Origin of the sequence: Mycoplasmopsis primatum ATCC 25948, assembly GCF_000702785.1 — a bacterium.
Classification (GTDB): Bacteria; Bacillota_I; Bacilli_A; order Mycoplasmatales; family Metamycoplasmataceae; genus Mycoplasmopsis; species Mycoplasmopsis primatum.
On record NZ_JNJV01000001.1, the window covers coordinates 18,583 to 36,634 of the forward strand.

Consider the following 18,052-nt stretch of genomic DNA (forward strand, 5'->3'; position numbering starts at 1 on the left):
TTATGAATAAAGAAAAAAAATTGAAGTCGCAGGATAAAAAGAAGCCTACTTTTTTTAATGTCTTATGATTTATTATTTTTTCATCATTTATAGGTTTTGGTGGCGGAAATGCTTTACTGCCTATTTTTAAAAGATATTCTGTTGATAAATACCATTGATTAACAGAAAAAGAATTTGAAGAAAATGTTATATTGACTAATATGCTTCCAGGAGCATCTGTTATACAAGCACTGAGCTATATTTCGTTCAAAACTTTAAATTTTTGAAAAGCAACAATTGTCGTATTTTTTGGTATTCTTCCACATGTTATTTTTGCCTTTACATTATTTTATTTTGCTCAATATTTACCATTACAATATTTATTTACTATTGAAGTTGCGGTTATCTCAACAATTATTGGGTCACTAGTTGTTTTTATTTTCAATTATGTAAAAAAAGGTACCAGAGTACTAAGAGCACAAATCTGGTCTTGTTTATTTTTATTAACTTTAATTTTTACACTATTTGTGCCTGCTCCATATAATATGCCAATTATTATTATGGCTTTTATAATTATTTCTTTTGCAATTATCTTTTTTGTCAAAAGAAAAATTAATAAAAACCAAGTAAATAAAAATTCCGATTTGCTTAATAATAAGGAGGAAAAATAATGACCTTTTTATTATTATTGACAACCTTAGCATTAATTACTTTTGTGAGTTTTTCTGTTTTTGGCGGTGGGCAAATTTTTATGCCAATTTTTAAATGATTATGAACTTTTTTAAATTCGCATTTTCATACAGGTATTGATAATCAAATGATATCAAACCTTTTTACAATTAGCAATGCTACTCCTGGCGTATTTTCAACCAAGCTAGCTTTTGCTACTGGTTATTTAGTTGGACATAATCAATGATGAGGTTTCTTGTTTTGTTTTATTACATATTTAGTATTTGTGTTGGTACCAATTTTGGTTATGTATGGTGCAATGAAACTTATTGCAAAAAAGCAAAATTCGCCTTTTTTACAGTCATTAATGAAAATTATGAACCCAGTTATTGTCGGCATTATCGGAGCATTAATATTACAATTATTAATAGGAATTATGCTTCCACAAATTATTTTCAACGATTCAATTAAAGAATATGCTAAATGAAATATCGATAGTAAAAAGTCAGTTTTCTTTTCAGGTCACAGAATTCCTATTTTAATAATTTACGTTATTTTTACTGTGGCGATTTCAGCAATCTTATATTATAAAAAGTTCCCTGTTTTGCCATTAATTATATTTAACATAGGCATAGCTTTATTAGTTTTCAGTCCATGAGTTTAAAAATGAAGCCATTCATATTTATTTAATATAATTACATAGTTATGATTCAATTAGAAGTTAAATACAAAGAAAGAATTGATAAATATATTAGTGATAATAGTGAAATTTCGCGTAATGATGCAAAAGCATTAATCGAGCAAGAAGCAGTTTATATTAATGATCATAAATTTGTACGAAAGGCAAATTATATGGTGAGAGAAGGCATGATTATAACAGTCATGAAATTGCTGGAAAAAGAAAGTAATATTAAAGCAATTGAGATGGAAATTAATACTGTTTATGAAGATGATGATTTAATCATTGTTAATAAACCATCAGGTCTTGTAGTTCATCCTGCGCCTGGACACGTTAATGATACATTAGTTAATGGTCTCATGCATCATTTCAAAAATAATTTATCAGATGTAAATGGATTATTAAGACTTGGGATCGTTCATAGAATTGATAAAGATACAAGTGGACTTTTAATCATTGCAAAAAATAATGATGTTCATAATAAGCTTACTAAAATGCTTAAAAATCATGAGATACATCGTTCATATATTGCTATTTGTAAGGGGATTTTGGAAAATAAAATAACAAAGGTCAACTTACCAATTCAAAGAGATCTCAAGGATCGCAAGTCGATGTCAGTTCATAAAGACGGTAAAGAAGCAATTACATATATTTATCAATTGAAAAGTTTTTACATAGATAATGAACCTTATTCATTAGTAAGATGTGAATTAGAAACGGGTAGGACACACCAAATTAGAGTCCATCTAGCGTATATTAAGCATCCAGTTTATGGAGACCCATTGTATGGCAAAAAAGTTGATGAATTTAACCAAAGATTGCACGCTTATAAATTAAGTTTTAATCACCCCATTACTAATAAACTAATTGAAGTTTATGCTGATGTGCCAAAAAAATTTGAAGTTGCTGATTTTGATTTTAGTTCATTAAGCTCATTAAAATAAATTAAAAAATAAATTAATAATATAAATATAATATAAATAATCTTATGAATATATTAAGGAGAATCAATGTTTAATAGAAACTTTAGATTTGAAACAAGTTTTGATGATTTGTGGAAACATGAAAAAACGACATTTAGACCAATTTTTATAGTGACCTTTGTTTCGTTTTTATTATTTGCACTAACATTTATTGTAAATGCAACATTAGCGCTTGTTTATATTGAATCAATTAAAAATTATATAAATATAAATTCAAATATACCAAATAAAGAATTATCAATTAATGCTAGATTAATTGGAATAATTGTTAATTATGCTTTTGGCTTAACTACACTAATAGTCTTAGGCTTTATGATTGCTTCTGTGGTCAAAGGTTATAGAAAAAAGAATTTTTCTAAGATTTATACTTGACCAGTTACTGTTTATTTTGTGATTTTGATTTTTCATATTTTTCAAACAGTTATGACTTTCTTTGGGCTATCAAATGTCATAAAATCATCAGGAGTTGCTGGTTATGATCAATATAATACTATTCAATTAGTTTTTGAAACCTTATCAACAATTATTTTATCCTTAGCTTATTTTATATTTATTAGAAAATATGTATTGATCAAGTTTGCTTATGTAAATATTCAAAAAATGATAGATGCTCAACAACAAATAAATGAAAATCCTGAACTTAAAGAATTGTTTAAAAATATTGAACAGGCTTTTAATATGAGTGGTGTTTCGCAAAGCACATTTAATTTTGGAACTGAGAATACGAGCGAAGTTAAAAAAGAAAAAGCTGATGATGAAGTATCAGAGCAAGCAAATCAACGAAAATCTAATTATGAAAAGTTAATGAATTTACCAAATGAAAAAATTTATAATGCTGCTGAAAAACTTTATATTTCAGGTTATCGTAATATGGAAAAAGCAACATTGGTTAATCTTATTTTAGATATTCTCGACAGACAAAAAGCTAAAAAAGAGCAAGAAGATACCTCAGTAAAAGAGAACAAAAAACCTGATGATGAAGTTGTTGTTGAACCTAAAGAACCAACTTTTGATTTAGATAAAGACAATGAAAACAATAAAAAAGATGAGCAAAACTAGCTCATTTTCTTTATACATATAGGAGATTTATGCTCAACTTTGAATCTATTAAATGTGCTAATTATAAACTTATAGCAGGACTTGATGAAGCTGGCAGAGGCTGTTGTGCTGGACCGCTGGTAGTAGCTTGTGTAATAATGCCAAAAGATTATCACAATGATTTAATAAATGATTCTAAAAAAATCAGCCCAAAACTAAGAGAATGTCTTTACAATGAAATCATAAATAATGCAATTGAGTATCAAATTATTACACTGCCTGCTAGTTATGTTGATAAAAATAATCCTAAAAAGGCTTCAAGAGATGGAATGCTCAAATGCCTTTATAACCTTGCTAACAAGCCTGATTTAGTAATTACAGACTTTGAGCATATTGACAATTTATCTATCCCACAGATTAATTTAGTAAAAGGAGATTCTATTAGTTTTAACGTAGCATGTGCTTCGATTTTAGCTAAGGTTTCAAGAGATAGATATATGAATCAGATCGATTCGAAATATTCAGTTTATGATTTTAAAAGCCATAAAGGTTATTGCACTCAAAAACATAATGCTATGATTGAACGATATGGTATATGCCCCGAACATAGACTAACTTATAAAAATGTTGCTAAGGCGCTTGCTGTTTATAATGCAAAATTAAAAAAATAGAAATAAAAAATTTAGCTTATTTAAATTAGTTAGAGTTATTTTTTATATATAGAAAAAAATATTTTTCTATATAATAATTTTGCTAATTATTTGGCGGATGTGGTGAAGCGGTTAACACAGCGGGTTGTGGTCCCGTCATGCGAGGGTTCGAATCCCTTCGTCCGCCCCATTTTTTTTATTTCTTTTTAAATAATAAGTAAAATTAAGTTATGAATCTAATGCCTGAATTGTATGAAATTAAAAAGTCTAAATTTTATAGCTATATTTATGAAATAAATTCAAGAGAGGAAATTCAAACTCTTAATGAGCAATTAAAAAAAGAACACAAAAAAGCTAGACATATTTGCTATGCTTATACTTTTTTTGAAAACTCTTCACAGAATTCAGGCTTTAATGATGATGGCGAGCCAAGTGGAACAGCAGGTCGCCCTATTGGCAAAGCTATTGAAATCAAAAATATTAATAATATTGTAGTCTTTGTCATTAGATATTTTGGCGGTATTAAATTAGGTGCTGGTGGTTTAATTAGAGCATATAGTAAAAGCGCTCATTTAATCATAGATAAGTATATAGAATCTAAAAAAGGGAGCTAGAATGATTGCTATTATAGGGAAAATTGCCGTTGGTAAAACTTTTTTTAGTAATAAATTAATTCAAAAAGGTTTTACGGTTTTTAATTGCGATGATTTTTTCAATCATAGTTATTTAAAAAATAATGATTGCTACATGAAAATTAATTCTGAAATTGGTAGCTTTTTAAATGATGAAAATGGTATTTCAAAAACCAAAATTAAGTCATGAATTTCCCAAAATCCCAACAATATAGATTTATTAGAAAAAGCCATTTATCCCATACTTTTTAATAAGTTAAAAATAGGAAAATTTGATTTTGTTGAAATTCCAAAAATAATAGGAAAAAACTTTGACTTTTCTAAACTTTTTGATAATATTGTTTGCCTTGAAACACCAGACAAAATTAGAGCTAAAAATCTAGAAAAAAGGAATGTGGATAACTTCACAAAAAAAGCAATAAGTGCACAAAATGCCCCTTTTTTAATAAAAAATGCGCTTTTTGGCACTATTCCTATTGTTAATATCTATGCTAATAACTTCAATAATGACGTCTTATTTGAATTAATTTTAAAAATAATTTCTCCAAATTTATAAAATAGATTTAAGACATTATTTTTTAATCAATTTAGGAGGTGCTTTACGATGTTAAAATCATTAAATTATCCTTTTTTTACTGTGCAGAATTCTGCATCAATTAGCAGTGTGGATTTAAAGAACCTCCGCAAATTTTATGCGCCGATTTTAGGTAGCGAAGCTATTTTACTTTATGAGTATCTTAGGGACTTAACGCATGTTGAAACACATGAAGCAAATTTCTTTGATTTTGATAGTTTTACATACCTATTAAATATGGATATAAAAGTATTAAATAATGCAAGAATTAAATTAGAGTCAGTTGCTTTATTGAATACTTTAATTGATGAATACAACCGCAAAACCGTTTTTATTTTGGAAAAACCATTAGATGGTGTTGGTTTTAGAAAAAACTTGTTGTTAGCTAATAAACTAATTAAAACTATGGGGCAACAAAATTTTGAAAGATTAATAGGCAAAGAAAAGAATGCTTATTTAGCTAAAGCAAAATACTTACTTGATGCATCAGCTAAATTTGATGAAGTTTTTGACCAAGACGAGGATCATGCTGATTCAATAGATTCTTATAATTCATCTGATACGTTACCTTTTGAACTAGATTCAACAAGAGGCGAAACACAAGAAATTAATTTATTTATTCAAGAGAAATTAGATTTAAATACCTTTGAATATCCTAATCCATATGAAGCAATCCTAAAAACAGATTCAAGATTTTTCTTTTCTCAAATTTCGGGTCAAATTCCTACCGGAAATATTGTTGATCTGATTAAGTTTGCTAGAAGCAAGGGACTTAGTGATTCATGTATCAATTTAGTCTTTTACTACGCTTATGAAACAAACGACAAAATAAATTATTCATATGTTAAAAAAATCGTCTTAGATTTAATTAATAAAAAATTATTTTCATTTCAACATATTGAAAAACATTTAGACAATTTAATGGGTTATAAAAATCGGAGCACAATTTCTAAAAAAGAATTATACAAAGCTACATATTTAAAATCATTATCTTCATCTACTAATCCTAATATAGTAAATGAACAAAATCAAGATGTTTGAATTGATGATTAAAAGGGGCAATATGAAGGAAAGCAAAAAAACACAAATCAATGTTGAACTGTTAGATAAAACACAGGATCAAGTTGAAGCTAAGGCACTGAAAATAATTAAGTCTCATCCTAAAATTAGAAAACTCATTGAACATTTAAACATAAGTGATGAGGAAATTTTAGATAATATTGTTGATTTTTTAAATGTCAAAGACTCTATCGAATGCCCTAATATTTATCCTTGAATTTATAATGTAGGTAGAAAAAAAGGCATTTTATATATTAAAAAAATAGCAGCCAAAAATAATTTTGCTAGAAATGTGATTAGAAGCGTTAATTTAATTCTTACTGATATAAATAATCCTAATATAGATTGTAAATTGAGCAAAATGAGAACTACTGCTAATGGCAGAAGGAAGTTAGTGGCTAAAATTAAGGAAGTTAGAGAACTCTTAGAGAAAAAGAAGCCATTAAACGGAATAAAAAATATTTATATTTATGGCGCTAATGGCACAGGCAAAACATATATTGGTAGTGCTATGGCAAATAGTTTTTCATCACGTGGTATATCCTCAGCATATATAAGACTTGCTGATTTATTTAATTTCCTAAAATCTAAACTCAACAATAGTATAAGTATTAATAAAATATTAAATCAATTAAAAAATGTATCTTTTTTAATTATCGATGATTTAGGTTTTGAAAAGCACAATAACTGATTTAAATATGATTTCTTTTACGAAGTAATTCAATATAGAAATCAAAAAAACAAAATGACTGTATTGTTAAGCCCATTTAGCCAACTTGAGTTGGCACAATATTATAGGAAAATAGAAGATGATATGACTCAAAAAGTTAAACTCGAGTCATTAATTCATGAAATAAGTGATAATTTTGATGAGTTTTGCATTAATGAAAATCTTCAAACCATGAGTTAAGAAAATGAAAGCATATTTTTCATTATTCTATAAAATATTTTTATGAAGTTTTTAGCACATAGCATTATTGACAATGTCCAAGCTGTTGATCATTCATATGAAGGCCTAGGGGTAGTTAAGATAGAAAACTATCCGATTTTTGTTGATAATTTATTGCCTTATGAAACAGCAAAAATTATTGTAAAAAAAAGCAACTCAAATTTTAGTTTTGCTCGTGTTATTGAGAGATATAATAATTCGCCCTTAAGAGTAGATATTACGAATCAAAAATTAATGCAATCAGGAGCAACAGCACTAGCTAATATCAGTTATACTAATCAATTAAAATTTAAGCAAAATGTAGTTTTGCAATTGTTTAAAAGAAATCTGAACTATATTAATGTTTTAGAAATATTACCAAGCGAGCAAGTTTGAAGGTATAGAAATAAGTTTTCTGTCTTTTGTAAAATGGTCGGAAGCACCATTAAAACAGGGTTATATGAAAAAAACACACATGATTTAATTGAACAATATTCTTATGAATTAGTGACTGAAACAATGGAAAAAATTTTACTATGGCTAAATAAAAATCTTGGTAATTATAAGTGTTTTGTCAAAAATCATAATCTTATTCAAAATATAACAATAAGAGAAAGCTCATTAAATAATAATACCTTTTTAATTTTTGATGTCATCGAATCATTTGATTTACCAACCAAGTTTATTAAAGATTTAACACACTTATTTCCTAATATTGTCAATATTTTTATGGTTAAAAACCAAGGTATTGTTTACCAATATAATAAAAAGAACGTATCATTAACAGATAAAATAGGCTCTTTAAAGTTCAAATTTAGTTGAAATAGCTTTTTTCAAATTAATGCATTTCAAACATATAATTTATATGATTTATTAATTAATAATCTAAATATTGATGCTAATAAAACTGTAATAGATGCTTATTCAGGCGTTGGCACAATTTCGCTTTTTTTAGCCCAAAAAGCAAAAAAAGTTTATGGTCTTGAAGTTAATACTGATGCAGTTGAAAATGCCAAGGAAAATTCATTAATTAACAATATTCAAAATGTTGAATTTTTAGCAGGCGATGTAATAAAAACTATTGAAAAAGTTAAAGATAATATTGATATAGTTGTAGTTGATCCGCCACGCGCTGGAATGAGTTCGAAATTTTTATCAAAATTAGTTGCGCTCCGTCCAAAAGAAATAGGTTATATAAGTTGCAATCCACATACATTATGTAGAGATTGTGTTTTATTAAAAAGACATGGATACGAACTAGTTTATTTGAAACCTTGTGATATGTTTTGTCAAACTCATCATATTGAATGTGTAGCAATTTTAAAATTAATAAAATAATTATTATCCTATAAAATAGCCTTATTTGTAAATGCCTATAAATAATATTTTCCATAATATTAATGTAAAATTAAAAAATATGAAAATGAATTATATTATATATAGAAACCAAAAAATGCCTATTTTTGTTGTTGATAATAAATTAGACACGACAATACTATTTTTGCATGGGCTTAATTCTAGCAGTAATTTTATTAATAAAATGTTAGATTTTAAACAAAATTTCAATATTGTTGCTGTTAATTTACCAGGCAGCAAATTTGCACCAGCTATCGATGCCGAAGAAATCACATTAGAAAGCTGAATTGAATTTAGTCAATTAGTTTTGAATTCTATCAAAACTAAAAAGATTTTAATTCTAGCGCATTCTATGTCTGGTGGAGTTGCAGTTGAACTAGCAAAAGACCCCAGAGTTGAAAAAGCGATTATGTTATCAACTATCAATCCATCTATGGAGAATAATAAATCTTATAAATTATTAAATAGTGTTATAGGACCAGAAAAAGGTAAACCAACCTTTTTTGGAAAATTATTTATATGGGGCGCCAAGTTTTCTAAAAAAGGAAAACAATTAGTTAATTCATTCACACGCGAAGGAAAATGATATAACCTTCTAGAAAAATATATTTTAAAACCTGAATATCTTAAAAAACTTGATGAACTATATAAAAAATATGCAAATAAATTAATATTCATAGTAGGTGATAAAGATGGCATAATAGGTACTGATAATTTTATAAAATATGGAACCGATTTGGGATGCATGGTTGCTAAAATAGGAAGCACACACTCACCAATTAAAACAGCTCCTGAACAAATTAATAGTTTTTTAAATCTTATTGTTAACCCTAAAAAACGTTTTTGATTTTTTAATAAATTTATTACATTTAGTAAAAATATTATGGAAGTTAATAATAATTTAAATGATGAATCTGATATAGCATCATTAGAAATTTATCATGAATTAGAAAATAATATTGAGCAAGACAAGGAAGAATAATTATTATGGAATATATACAATTTGAACAGGAATTAAAATCACAGCTGCTTAATAATAATGCTCGAAAACTTATTTACAAATTGGTTGAAGCACCATACAGGTTTTATTCAATTTTAAGTCCATTAAGTTTTCGCACGAAGCTCGAACAGGCTTTTTATCGTTCACAAGAAAATAAATATTATAAATTTTTAACTTCATGTGCTTCCAATTTATTTGCCAAATATGGCTATAAAATAATGGAAAATAAAATTTCTATCACTAAACCAATTGAAGACAATCCCGAAACCTATATTGTTCAAACGGCTTCATTTACTCATTTATTTCAAAATGAAGAAGATAAAATAATTTATGCAATTTTACAAAAGAAAAGAGACGTCTATTCTGCAAAAGAATCTATTAAATTATTAGATAAATTTAAATCTAATTTGTTAATTTTGGCCCAAGGTTATCAAGATTATACAATTAAAGGTTACTTATGATTCGTAGAATCAGAATTTAGAAAAAATGAGAGTTATTATCACTCAAATAGTGTCGTTCAAGAGGAAGATTCCATCAAATATAGTGCTAGATATGCTTCTGAAATATTTAGAGATTTTGATCATCGTGAAGATTGAGATGAAATAGAGCTGCATATTGAAAAATTTAAGAGACAAAATTATTTAGATTTTATTGAATTACCAGATTTAGATACAAGTCAAGAGGCGCTTGAAGCCCTTGTGGAATTAAGTGATTCAGCATGAGAAAAGCTTAATTCACCAACGCCAGCATATATAAATGTAAGAAAATCTGTGTTTAATGAGGCAAATGAAAATTCTAATTTATTTAAGGCTATTGCTTTAAGAGAAATAAAACTTAAAGCTATTGATGAGGATGAGTTTAAGTTAGAATCTATGAGATTAGAAAATAGAAACAAACAGTAGGCAATATTTCAACTTTCTTTATTTTATTTTGTTAAAAAATCAAATGATCTATTTGATTTTTTGTTTCTGAATTTTCTTAATTTGCCTATAAAACAATAAAAAAATGCTAAAAAGCATTTAATTATAAATTGTCAATTTCTTCTATTCTTGATTGATGTCTTCCACCTTCATAATCTGTTTTTATGTATTCATCAATCATTGCTTTGGCTTCTTCTAACTTAACTTGTCTGCCACCCATAACTAGAACATTAGCATTATTGTGTAATTTTGCTAAATTAGCATCTTCAACAGTAACAACACGTGCTGCTCTAATGCCTTTGTGTCTATTAAGAGCGTATGAAATTCCTAAGCCTGTTCCACATAAACCGATCCCAAATGAGACTTCTTTATGATTTAGCAAATAATTTGCTAGTTTATGACCTTGTTCAGCATATGAAATAGATTTTGATCCATCAGCTGGTCCCAAGTCAACTACGTCATATCCTATTGATTTTATATAGTCTTTTATATCATTTTTTAAATCGCAACCACCATGGTCGCTAGCAACAGCTACAGTAGCTTTTTTATTCACAATATTTCTCCTTATAAAATAATTAAAATATATCAATAAATAATAACAAGATTTTAGTCAGTATAGAACAACAATATTCACATTATTTATAAAAAATAAAAAAATGAAAATATTCAGCGATTATTCTCATTTTTTATCGCTTTTATTAAACTTCATAATTATTAAACTTTTAAAATTATGAAAATCAAAAAACAAGAAGATCAAAAAGACTGTGGACTTTATGTATTAAATTCATTTATCCAATTTTTTCATCACAAAGAAATAGATATAAATTATTTTAAACTTAATTGTTCATATGGTAAAGATGGTATCAGTTTATTAAACCTAAAAAATATTGCTAGCAATCACGGACTTAGAATTAATTCTTATACTGGTGATTTTGATGCCTTATTGTCACTAGACAAAACAAATTTACCACTGGTGCTTTTGCTTAATAGAAATGGTATTGGGCACTATGTTATACTAACAAAAATTAAAAACAACAAGTTTTATATTTTGGACTCAGAATTTGGAGCACTTATTAAAATGAGTGAGCAGGAATTAAAAAATCAATTTGCTAATGTAGTTATTTTTGTTGAACCAATTAGTTTTGAAAATAAGAAAGGTAAATTCCTAATTGAAAATAAAATTAAAGATTTAATTTCAAACAGAGGTTATATTTATCCATTGTTAGTTGCCGCTCTTTTAAATTTAGTTTTATCATTTAGCTCAACGTTTTTTATCAAAATTGTTTTTGACTTTATTTTGCCAAACTTTTTAAATAAAGCACTGATAGCGATTTTTATATTATTTGTTTGATTAACACTAATTAAATTTATTAATTTATATTTTAAAAGCTATCTGATAAATAAAATTTCCAATAGGATATATCTTAATTTGAATCAAGAGTATTTCTCTAAGCTTCGAAATACTTCTATTAACAATCTATCTAAATTAAACAATTCAGAGTTTTTTAAACGGGCAAGTTTTCTACATTATATAAGTGATTATCAAGCTAATTTTGGATACACATTCATTAGTGAAATTTTAAGTTTATGTTTTTCATCTTTATTGTTAATATGACTCAATTATTTATTATTTGCTATTGTTTTTGGTATCACTATATTAATTTTGTTTTCTAATTTAATTTATCAATACAAAATTGAAAACAGATATATGAAATCTATTCAAATATCATCTGAAAAGGTTCAAATAGATCTTGACTATATCAACTCAAAAGAAAATTTTAGTGACTATGGTTTTACAGAACATTTAAATTTTTTACAATACAATAGGACTATAAAGCAAAAACAGGATGAACAAATATTATTTAATTACAACAACAATAATGGTCTTTTAAACAACTCTATTATCAACAATATTTCGAATATAGTTATATTTGTTTCTACTTTTTTAATTATTAGAAATAAATTAACTAGCGGAGATATGATGATGTTTTTAACTAGTATATCGTTCTTTATTAACCCGCTATTATCTATGTCTAATCTATTTGCTTCAAAAGCTTTAATGAAAAACTATGTTAATCAAGTCAATTTTGTGTTTAATTTACCTAAAAAAGAATTATTTGATAAAGGAATAATTATTGATCAAATTGACAACATAAAATTAGAAAATATTAAATTTGGCTATGAAGAGGGCAATAATATTTTAAATATTAATAAATGCGAAATTAATTCAAATATATGTATTAAAGGAGACAATGGTTCAGGCAAAAGTTCAATAGCAAAATTAATAAAAGGCGACTTTGATAACTACACAGGAACATATGAAATCAATGGTATAAATGTTAAACATATAAATTTTGAAGATCTAAGAAGAAAAATAGTTTATATAGGTAATAACTTCTATATTCCAAATACAAAAATTATTGATTTTATCACTGATAATAACAGAGAAAAATTAGAAGAGTTGAATAAAAACATTATCAAATATAAATTGTTAGATGTGCTAAATAAAGTTAATGTTAATTTAAATATTCATGTAAATAATAACGCTGGTAATTTGTCCAGCGGTCAAAAGCAAATCATTTTATTACTAAGATTATTCTGTCAGAAGTATAAATTAATAATTTTAGATGAGGCTTTTGAAAATATTGATGTCGATACATCATTAATTTTTAGAAAGGCTATTAAAAAATATCAAAATGATGCTAGATATATTGAAATTAGTCATAACAGCAATTATATTAACAAAGGAAAGGTTGTAAATTTTAATGAAGTTAACCAAAATATCTAAATGATTTTGATTGTGATTAATTATTATTTTAGTTATATCAATAGCCACATTAGTTTCCATTTTTATCTATAAAATAGACAAAACAGAAAAAATAAAACTTTATATAGATGAGCACAAAATGATGCATTTAATAGGCAATAATAAGTTAATTTATTCACTTAAAGAAGGTCAAAAAATAATGCTCCAAATTAACAATAAAAACTTCGAAATCTTTATAAATTTCATAACAATTCAGAAAAATAATGCATTGTTAGATATAACAACTGATAACTATGAACTTTATGATTTGATTAAAAAAGATATGACACTCGATGCTAATCTTTTTTATGGACAAACCACCTTATTTAAACTATTGTTTGGCAATATTTAGCTATTAAAAAAAACTTCATAATTTTAATATAATATATAACTATATGGTTCAAGTGAATATAAATGTTGAAAATGGCAAATCATTCAATTTCAAAGACGAATATGAAAAAATTCTATCTAATTTACAAGAGTATTTTCATTTAAAAAACAAAGATGTTTATGTAGATGTGTCTATTGTTGATAACCAAAAAATTCAAAAGTTAAATAAACAATATAGAGGCAAGGATTACGCCACTGATATTTTATCTTTTGACTTTGGTGACAGAGAAGTTTATAAAGATTTACCTATTTTATTATTAGGCGAGTTAGTTATAAGCCATGAAAAAGTTGAAGAACAAGCTAAGGAATTTGGGCATTCATTAAAAAGGGAATACTGCTATCTTTATACACACGGACTTGTTCATTTAATGGGTTATGATCACGAAACTGAAACCGAAAGAACTGAAATGAATCAAATTGTCGATGATATATTTCTTCCACTTGGAATAAAAAGAGAGGAATAGTTATGGATGTTAAAAAACTTAGAGATTTATTAAAATATTCATATTGCCCATGATCAAAATTTAGAGTCGCTGCTATTGCTATTGATGAAAGTGGTAAGGAACATTATGGCGTAAATGTTGAAAATGCGGCTTTTCCGTCAGGTTTGTGTGCTGAGAGATCAGCTCTATTTGGTTCAGTAGCATATGGCGCAAAAGTTGGAACATTTAAAGAAATTCATATCATTTCAAATAGCGAAGATTTTATATCACCATGTGCTGGTTGCCGTCAAGTAATGACTGAATTTATGAAAGATGATGCTCTAATTTATCAATATAACAATACTGGTGAAAAATATAGGGTTGATAAAGTAATTGATTTGGTTCCTAGACCAATTAGAAATGATCAAATTCAATAATGAAAATATGTTTAGTTAGTATATTAGGCAGGCCAAATGTTGGCAAGTCAACATTGCTAAATAATTTGGTGAAGTATGATGTTTCAATCGTTACTAATGTCCCACAAACCACAAGAGACCAAATTGTTGGGATTTATGGCGATAGTGAGTATCAAATTGTGTTTGTTGATACTCCTGGCATTCATAAACCATTAAACTTACTGGGAGAATCTTTAAACAAAGAAGCGTTTAACTCTATTAATGACACTGATTGCATTTTATTTGTGTCCCCAATTAACGAATCTATTAAAGAGGGTGATAAATTAATTCTTTCTAAAATTGCAAATGTAAAAAACAAAATTGCTATTATTTCAAAAATTGATTTAGCTAAGAAGCCATCTGATATTCAGCAAAAAATTGATGATTTGCAAGAATACAACTTTTTAAAAATATTATCTGTATCTGACAAATATCCAAAAGCAATTGATGATTTATTAGAAATCGTAAAAGAATTTGCTTATGATGGTGAGCCTTTTTATGATGCTGATTATGTGACTGATAAGTCTATGAGATTTATTGCCAAGGAAATTATTAGAGAAAGTGCTATCAATTTATTGACTGATGAATTGCCCCATTCCATAGCTGTTGAAGTTTCAGACTTTATTGAAACAGATGAGAGAATAGAAATCAACGCTTTTATTTATGTAAAAAAGAATTCCCAAAAAGGCATTTTAATTGGCAAGGGTGCATCAATGATTAAAAAAATTGGAACTAATGCAAGAATTAAAATGCAAAAGCAATTTGATTCCAAAATAGTTTTAAATCTTAAAGTAAAAGTAGCTAATAAATGAGTAGACGATCAAAAGACATTAAAAAAATTTGGCTATAATTAAAATATAAATTAGTTATTGAAAAAATAAATGAGGAAAATATGAATAGAACTAGACTAGATAAATTATTTGAAGATAAACCAATTGATTGTATTGTTTCAAATGCACCACAAACAAGATTATGATATGCTGGCGTTCAAACAACAGATGGTTATACCATTATAGAAAAAGATACTGCATACCTTTTTGTAGATAGCAGATATATTGAATATTGCTCAAAGAAAGCGAAAAATGTTGAAATTAGATTGCTTAATGGTAATTCATTAGTTGAATTTTTTGACCAAAAAGCCTATAATAATGTTGTTTTTGAAAAAGATTATATTACTTTTGAACAATTTGATATTCTTTCAAAAATGATTAAACCCGAAAAAATTGGTTGAATATATGGACAGGAATTAAGAATTCAAAAATCAAAAGAAGAGATTGCTACCATGCAAGAAGTAGTTAATATTTCATTAAAAGCTTATGATGAATTATTAAAATGAGTAAAACCAGGCATGACTGAAAAAGAGGTTGCTGCTAAACTAAATTATTTAATGAAATTAAATGGAGCAGATAAAGAAAGTTTTGATGAAATTATAGCTACTGGAGCTAACTCTGCTGAACCACATCATCATCCAACAGACGCCGTATTACAAAATGGGGATTTATTAAAATGTGACTTTGGAGCTTTATACAAAGGTTACAGCGCTGATATAACAAGAACATCAATTTTAGGTGGAGAGTCTAAGTGCAAAAATCCTGAAAAAATAAAGATCCTCAATATTGTTAAAGAGGCAGCACGCCTTGGACGTGAAGCAGTTAAACCCGGTATCAAAGCATGAGAAGTTGACAAAGTATGTAGAGACTACATTCAAAAACAAGGATATGGCCCATATTTTGTTCACTCTACAGGCCATGGTTTAGGTATTGACGTTCATGAACTTCCATATGTTAGATCAAATAGTAATTACACTCTTGAACCAGGAATGATTGTTACTGTTGAACCAGGAATTTATATCCCAGGTGTTGGCGGAGCAAGAATCGAAGATGATGTTCTAGTAACTAATCAAGGTCATTATGTTTTTTCAAGACCAAACGAAAATCCAATTAAGGCCTAAAATAATATTTACATATCTATTTAAAATATGTCTAATTCCTCAAAAGTGTTGAATTAGGCATATTTTTACATCGTTTTTTTCAATTTTTCTTATAATTAAAAACATTATGAAACAATTAGAAAAAATAACTCCACTTGAAGAAGATTTTGCAAAATGATATACTGATGTAGTAAAACAAGGACAATTAATTGAATATGGTCCAATTAAAGGGACACTTATTTTTAAACCTAATTCATATGGTATTTGAGAAAACATACAAAAGGAATTAAATGCTGCTTTTAAACCACTAGGAATTAAAAACGTTTACCTTCCTTTATTTATACCAGATAAATTATTTGCCAAGGAAAGAGATCACATCGCTGGTTTTAATCCTGAATTAGCAACTATTACAAAAGTAGGTGATAAAACATTAGATGAAAAAATATATATTAGACCTACTTCTGAGGTTTTATTTGCTGATTTATTCAAAAAAATTATAACTTCTCATAAAGATTTACCTATTCTTTATAATCAATGAGCAAACGTTGTTCGTTGAGAAAAAACTACCAATCCATTCTTAAGAAGCAGAGAATTTTTATGACAAGAAGGACATACATGTCACAATAGCGCTCTTGAAGCCAGAAAATTTACTAAAACTATGATCAATATTTATGCTAAGTTTTTAAAAAATGTCTTAGCTATACCTACTATTATGGGTAAAAAAACGCCATTTGAAAAATTTGCTGGCGCTTGTTCAACATATACAGTTGAAGCTATGATGAAAGACGGCAAAGCGTTGCAAGCAGGAACTAGTCATTATTTAGCTCAAAATTTTTCGAAAAAATTTGAAATTATTTTTAAAAATACTCAAAATGAAGATGAATTTGTTTATCAAACTTCTTGAGGTGTCTCTACAAGAATGATAGGTGCCATCATTATGACTCATGGTGATAACAGAGGGCTTATTATTCCGCCAAAAGTTGCCCCTATTCAAGTAGATATCTTAGAGTTATTTGCAAATAAAGAACCAGAAGTACATAACTTCTGTCTCAATCTTTATCATCAACTTGAAAAAAAATTTAGAGTAAGACTTGATTCATCTGATAAATCACCAGGTTATAAAGCATCTAATTCTGAAATTCAAGGTGTTCCAATCAGAATTGAAGTTGGGCCTAAGGATATAAATAATAATTGTGTAACTATTGTCCGCAGAGACACCTTAGAAAAGACAATAGTTGAGTTAGCAAAAGTTAAAAGTTTTATTGCTGAATTACTTAAAAAGATTCATAATAATTTATATGATTGTGCAAAAGCAAGATTAGATAAAAATTTAGTGTATGCTAATAATTATGAAGATTTTCAGGTGAAAATTAAAGAGCAAAAATTTGTTATTGCGCCTTTTTGTTGTTCTGATGAAGCAGAACAAATTATCAAGGAGCAAACGGGCGCAACAACAAGATGTATTCCAAGACATCTTGATAAACCACTCGAACCGCAAAAGTGTATCTTTAAGCAATGTCAATCTAAGACAAACAAATACGTAATTTTTGCTAAAGCATATTAAAAGAAGCAACCACTTCTT

Annotated in this window: 20 protein-coding genes and 1 tRNA gene; 20 read left to right on the top strand and 1 reads right to left on the bottom strand. The window is 27.1% G+C overall.

Features of this window, described 5'->3' with window-relative positions:
- Positions 1-2: 2 nt before the first annotated feature.
- From T386_RS0100085 to T386_RS0100145, 13 genes are all read left to right on the top strand, one after another.
- On the top strand, positions 3-650 hold the full coding sequence (locus tag T386_RS0100085) for a chromate transporter (RefSeq protein ID WP_029513145.1): 648 nt from the start codon (positions 3-5) through the stop codon (positions 648-650).
- On the top strand, positions 650-1,312 hold the full coding sequence (locus T386_RS0100090; RefSeq protein WP_029513146.1) for a chromate transporter: 663 nt from the start codon (positions 650-652) through the stop codon (positions 1,310-1,312). The genes T386_RS0100085 and T386_RS0100090 overlap by 1 nt, the downstream gene beginning before the upstream one ends.
- A 41-nt stretch (positions 1,313-1,353) precedes the next feature.
- Positions 1,354-2,271: an RluA family pseudouridine synthase gene (locus T386_RS0100095; protein ID WP_029513147.1), complete on the top strand. Its 918-nt coding sequence runs from the start codon at positions 1,354-1,356 to the stop codon at positions 2,269-2,271.
- Positions 2,272-2,337: 66 nt separating this feature from the next.
- Positions 2,338-3,369, top strand: coding sequence for a hypothetical protein (locus T386_RS0100100; RefSeq protein WP_029513148.1), 1,032 nt, complete (start codon positions 2,338-2,340; stop codon positions 3,367-3,369).
- A gap of 29 nt (positions 3,370-3,398) precedes the next feature.
- The gene (locus T386_RS0100105; protein WP_029513149.1) at positions 3,399-4,019 is read left to right on the top strand and encodes a ribonuclease HII; all 621 of its coding nucleotides are present in this window, start codon (positions 3,399-3,401) and stop codon (positions 4,017-4,019) included.
- Positions 4,020-4,112: 93 nt separating this feature from the next.
- Positions 4,113-4,188 (top strand) — tRNA-His (locus tag T386_RS0100110).
- A 49-nt stretch (positions 4,189-4,237) separates the two neighbouring features.
- Entirely contained in the window at positions 4,238-4,612 is a 375-nt protein-coding gene (locus T386_RS0100115; RefSeq protein WP_029513150.1) for an IMPACT family protein, read from the top strand.
- A 1-nt stretch (position 4,613) separates the two neighbouring features.
- On the top strand, positions 4,614-5,186 hold the full coding sequence (locus T386_RS0100120) for a nucleoside/nucleotide kinase family protein (RefSeq protein WP_029513151.1): 573 nt from the start codon (positions 4,614-4,616) through the stop codon (positions 5,184-5,186).
- 48 nt (positions 5,187-5,234) lie between these two features.
- Entirely contained in the window at positions 5,235-6,257 is a 1,023-nt protein-coding gene (locus T386_RS0100125; protein WP_029513152.1) for a DnaD domain protein, read from the top strand.
- Between the two features lie 10 nt (positions 6,258-6,267).
- Positions 6,268-7,173, top strand: a complete 906-nt coding sequence (locus T386_RS0100130; RefSeq protein ID WP_051622753.1) for an ATP-binding protein — start codon at positions 6,268-6,270, stop codon at positions 7,171-7,173.
- Positions 7,174-7,215: 42 nt separating this feature from the next.
- On the top strand, positions 7,216-8,529 hold the full coding sequence (rlmD, locus tag T386_RS0100135) for a 23S rRNA (uracil(1939)-C(5))-methyltransferase RlmD (RefSeq protein WP_029513154.1): 1,314 nt from the start codon (positions 7,216-7,218) through the stop codon (positions 8,527-8,529).
- A gap of 85 nt (positions 8,530-8,614) precedes the next feature.
- On the top strand, positions 8,615-9,529 hold the full coding sequence (locus T386_RS0100140) for an alpha/beta fold hydrolase (RefSeq protein ID WP_235732230.1): 915 nt from the start codon (positions 8,615-8,617) through the stop codon (positions 9,527-9,529).
- A 5-nt stretch (positions 9,530-9,534) separates the two neighbouring features.
- Positions 9,535-10,449, top strand: a complete 915-nt coding sequence (locus tag T386_RS0100145; RefSeq protein WP_029513156.1) for an HpyAIV family type II restriction enzyme — start codon at positions 9,535-9,537, stop codon at positions 10,447-10,449.
- A 121-nt stretch (positions 10,450-10,570) separates the two neighbouring features.
- Here T386_RS0100145 and T386_RS0100150 read toward each other — a convergent pair whose 3' ends face one another.
- The gene (locus tag T386_RS0100150; RefSeq protein ID WP_029513157.1) at positions 10,571-11,020 is read right to left on the bottom strand and encodes an RpiB/LacA/LacB family sugar-phosphate isomerase; all 450 of its coding nucleotides are present in this window, start codon (positions 11,018-11,020) and stop codon (positions 10,571-10,573) included.
- A gap of 177 nt (positions 11,021-11,197) precedes the next feature.
- On the opposite strand from T386_RS0100150, the gene T386_RS0100155 reads away from it, so the two are divergent.
- The 7 genes from T386_RS0100155 (at position 11,198) to proS (ending at position 18,034) form a co-directional block, all read left to right on the top strand.
- Positions 11,198-13,255 carry an Mbov_0121 family peptidase domain-containing ABC transporter gene (locus T386_RS0100155; protein ID WP_029513158.1) on the top strand — a complete coding sequence of 686 codons (2,058 nt, stop codon included), beginning with the start codon at positions 11,198-11,200 and terminating at the stop codon, positions 13,253-13,255.
- Positions 13,233-13,625, top strand: coding sequence for an MAG1140 family protein (locus T386_RS0100160; RefSeq protein WP_029513159.1), 393 nt, complete (start codon positions 13,233-13,235; stop codon positions 13,623-13,625). Before T386_RS0100155 ends, T386_RS0100160 begins: the two co-directional genes overlap by 23 nt.
- Positions 13,626-13,668: 43 nt before the next feature.
- Positions 13,669-14,127, top strand: a complete 459-nt coding sequence (ybeY, locus tag T386_RS0100165; protein ID WP_029513160.1) for an rRNA maturation RNase YbeY — start codon at positions 13,669-13,671, stop codon at positions 14,125-14,127.
- A 2-nt stretch (positions 14,128-14,129) separates the two neighbouring features.
- Positions 14,130-14,522 carry a cytidine deaminase gene (gene cdd, locus T386_RS0100170; RefSeq protein WP_029513161.1) on the top strand — a complete coding sequence of 131 codons (393 nt, stop codon included), beginning with the start codon at positions 14,130-14,132 and terminating at the stop codon, positions 14,520-14,522.
- Positions 14,522-15,394, top strand: coding sequence for a GTPase Era (gene era, locus T386_RS0100175; protein ID WP_029513162.1), 873 nt, complete (start codon positions 14,522-14,524; stop codon positions 15,392-15,394). The genes cdd and era overlap by 1 nt, the downstream gene beginning before the upstream one ends.
- Positions 15,395-15,432: 38 nt before the next feature.
- Positions 15,433-16,491, top strand: a complete 1,059-nt coding sequence (locus T386_RS0100180; protein ID WP_029513163.1) for an aminopeptidase P family protein — start codon at positions 15,433-15,435, stop codon at positions 16,489-16,491.
- Positions 16,492-16,597: 106 nt separating this feature from the next.
- On the top strand, positions 16,598-18,034 hold the full coding sequence (proS, locus tag T386_RS0100185; protein WP_029513164.1) for a proline--tRNA ligase: 1,437 nt from the start codon (positions 16,598-16,600) through the stop codon (positions 18,032-18,034).
- Positions 18,035-18,052: the final 18 nt, after the last annotated feature.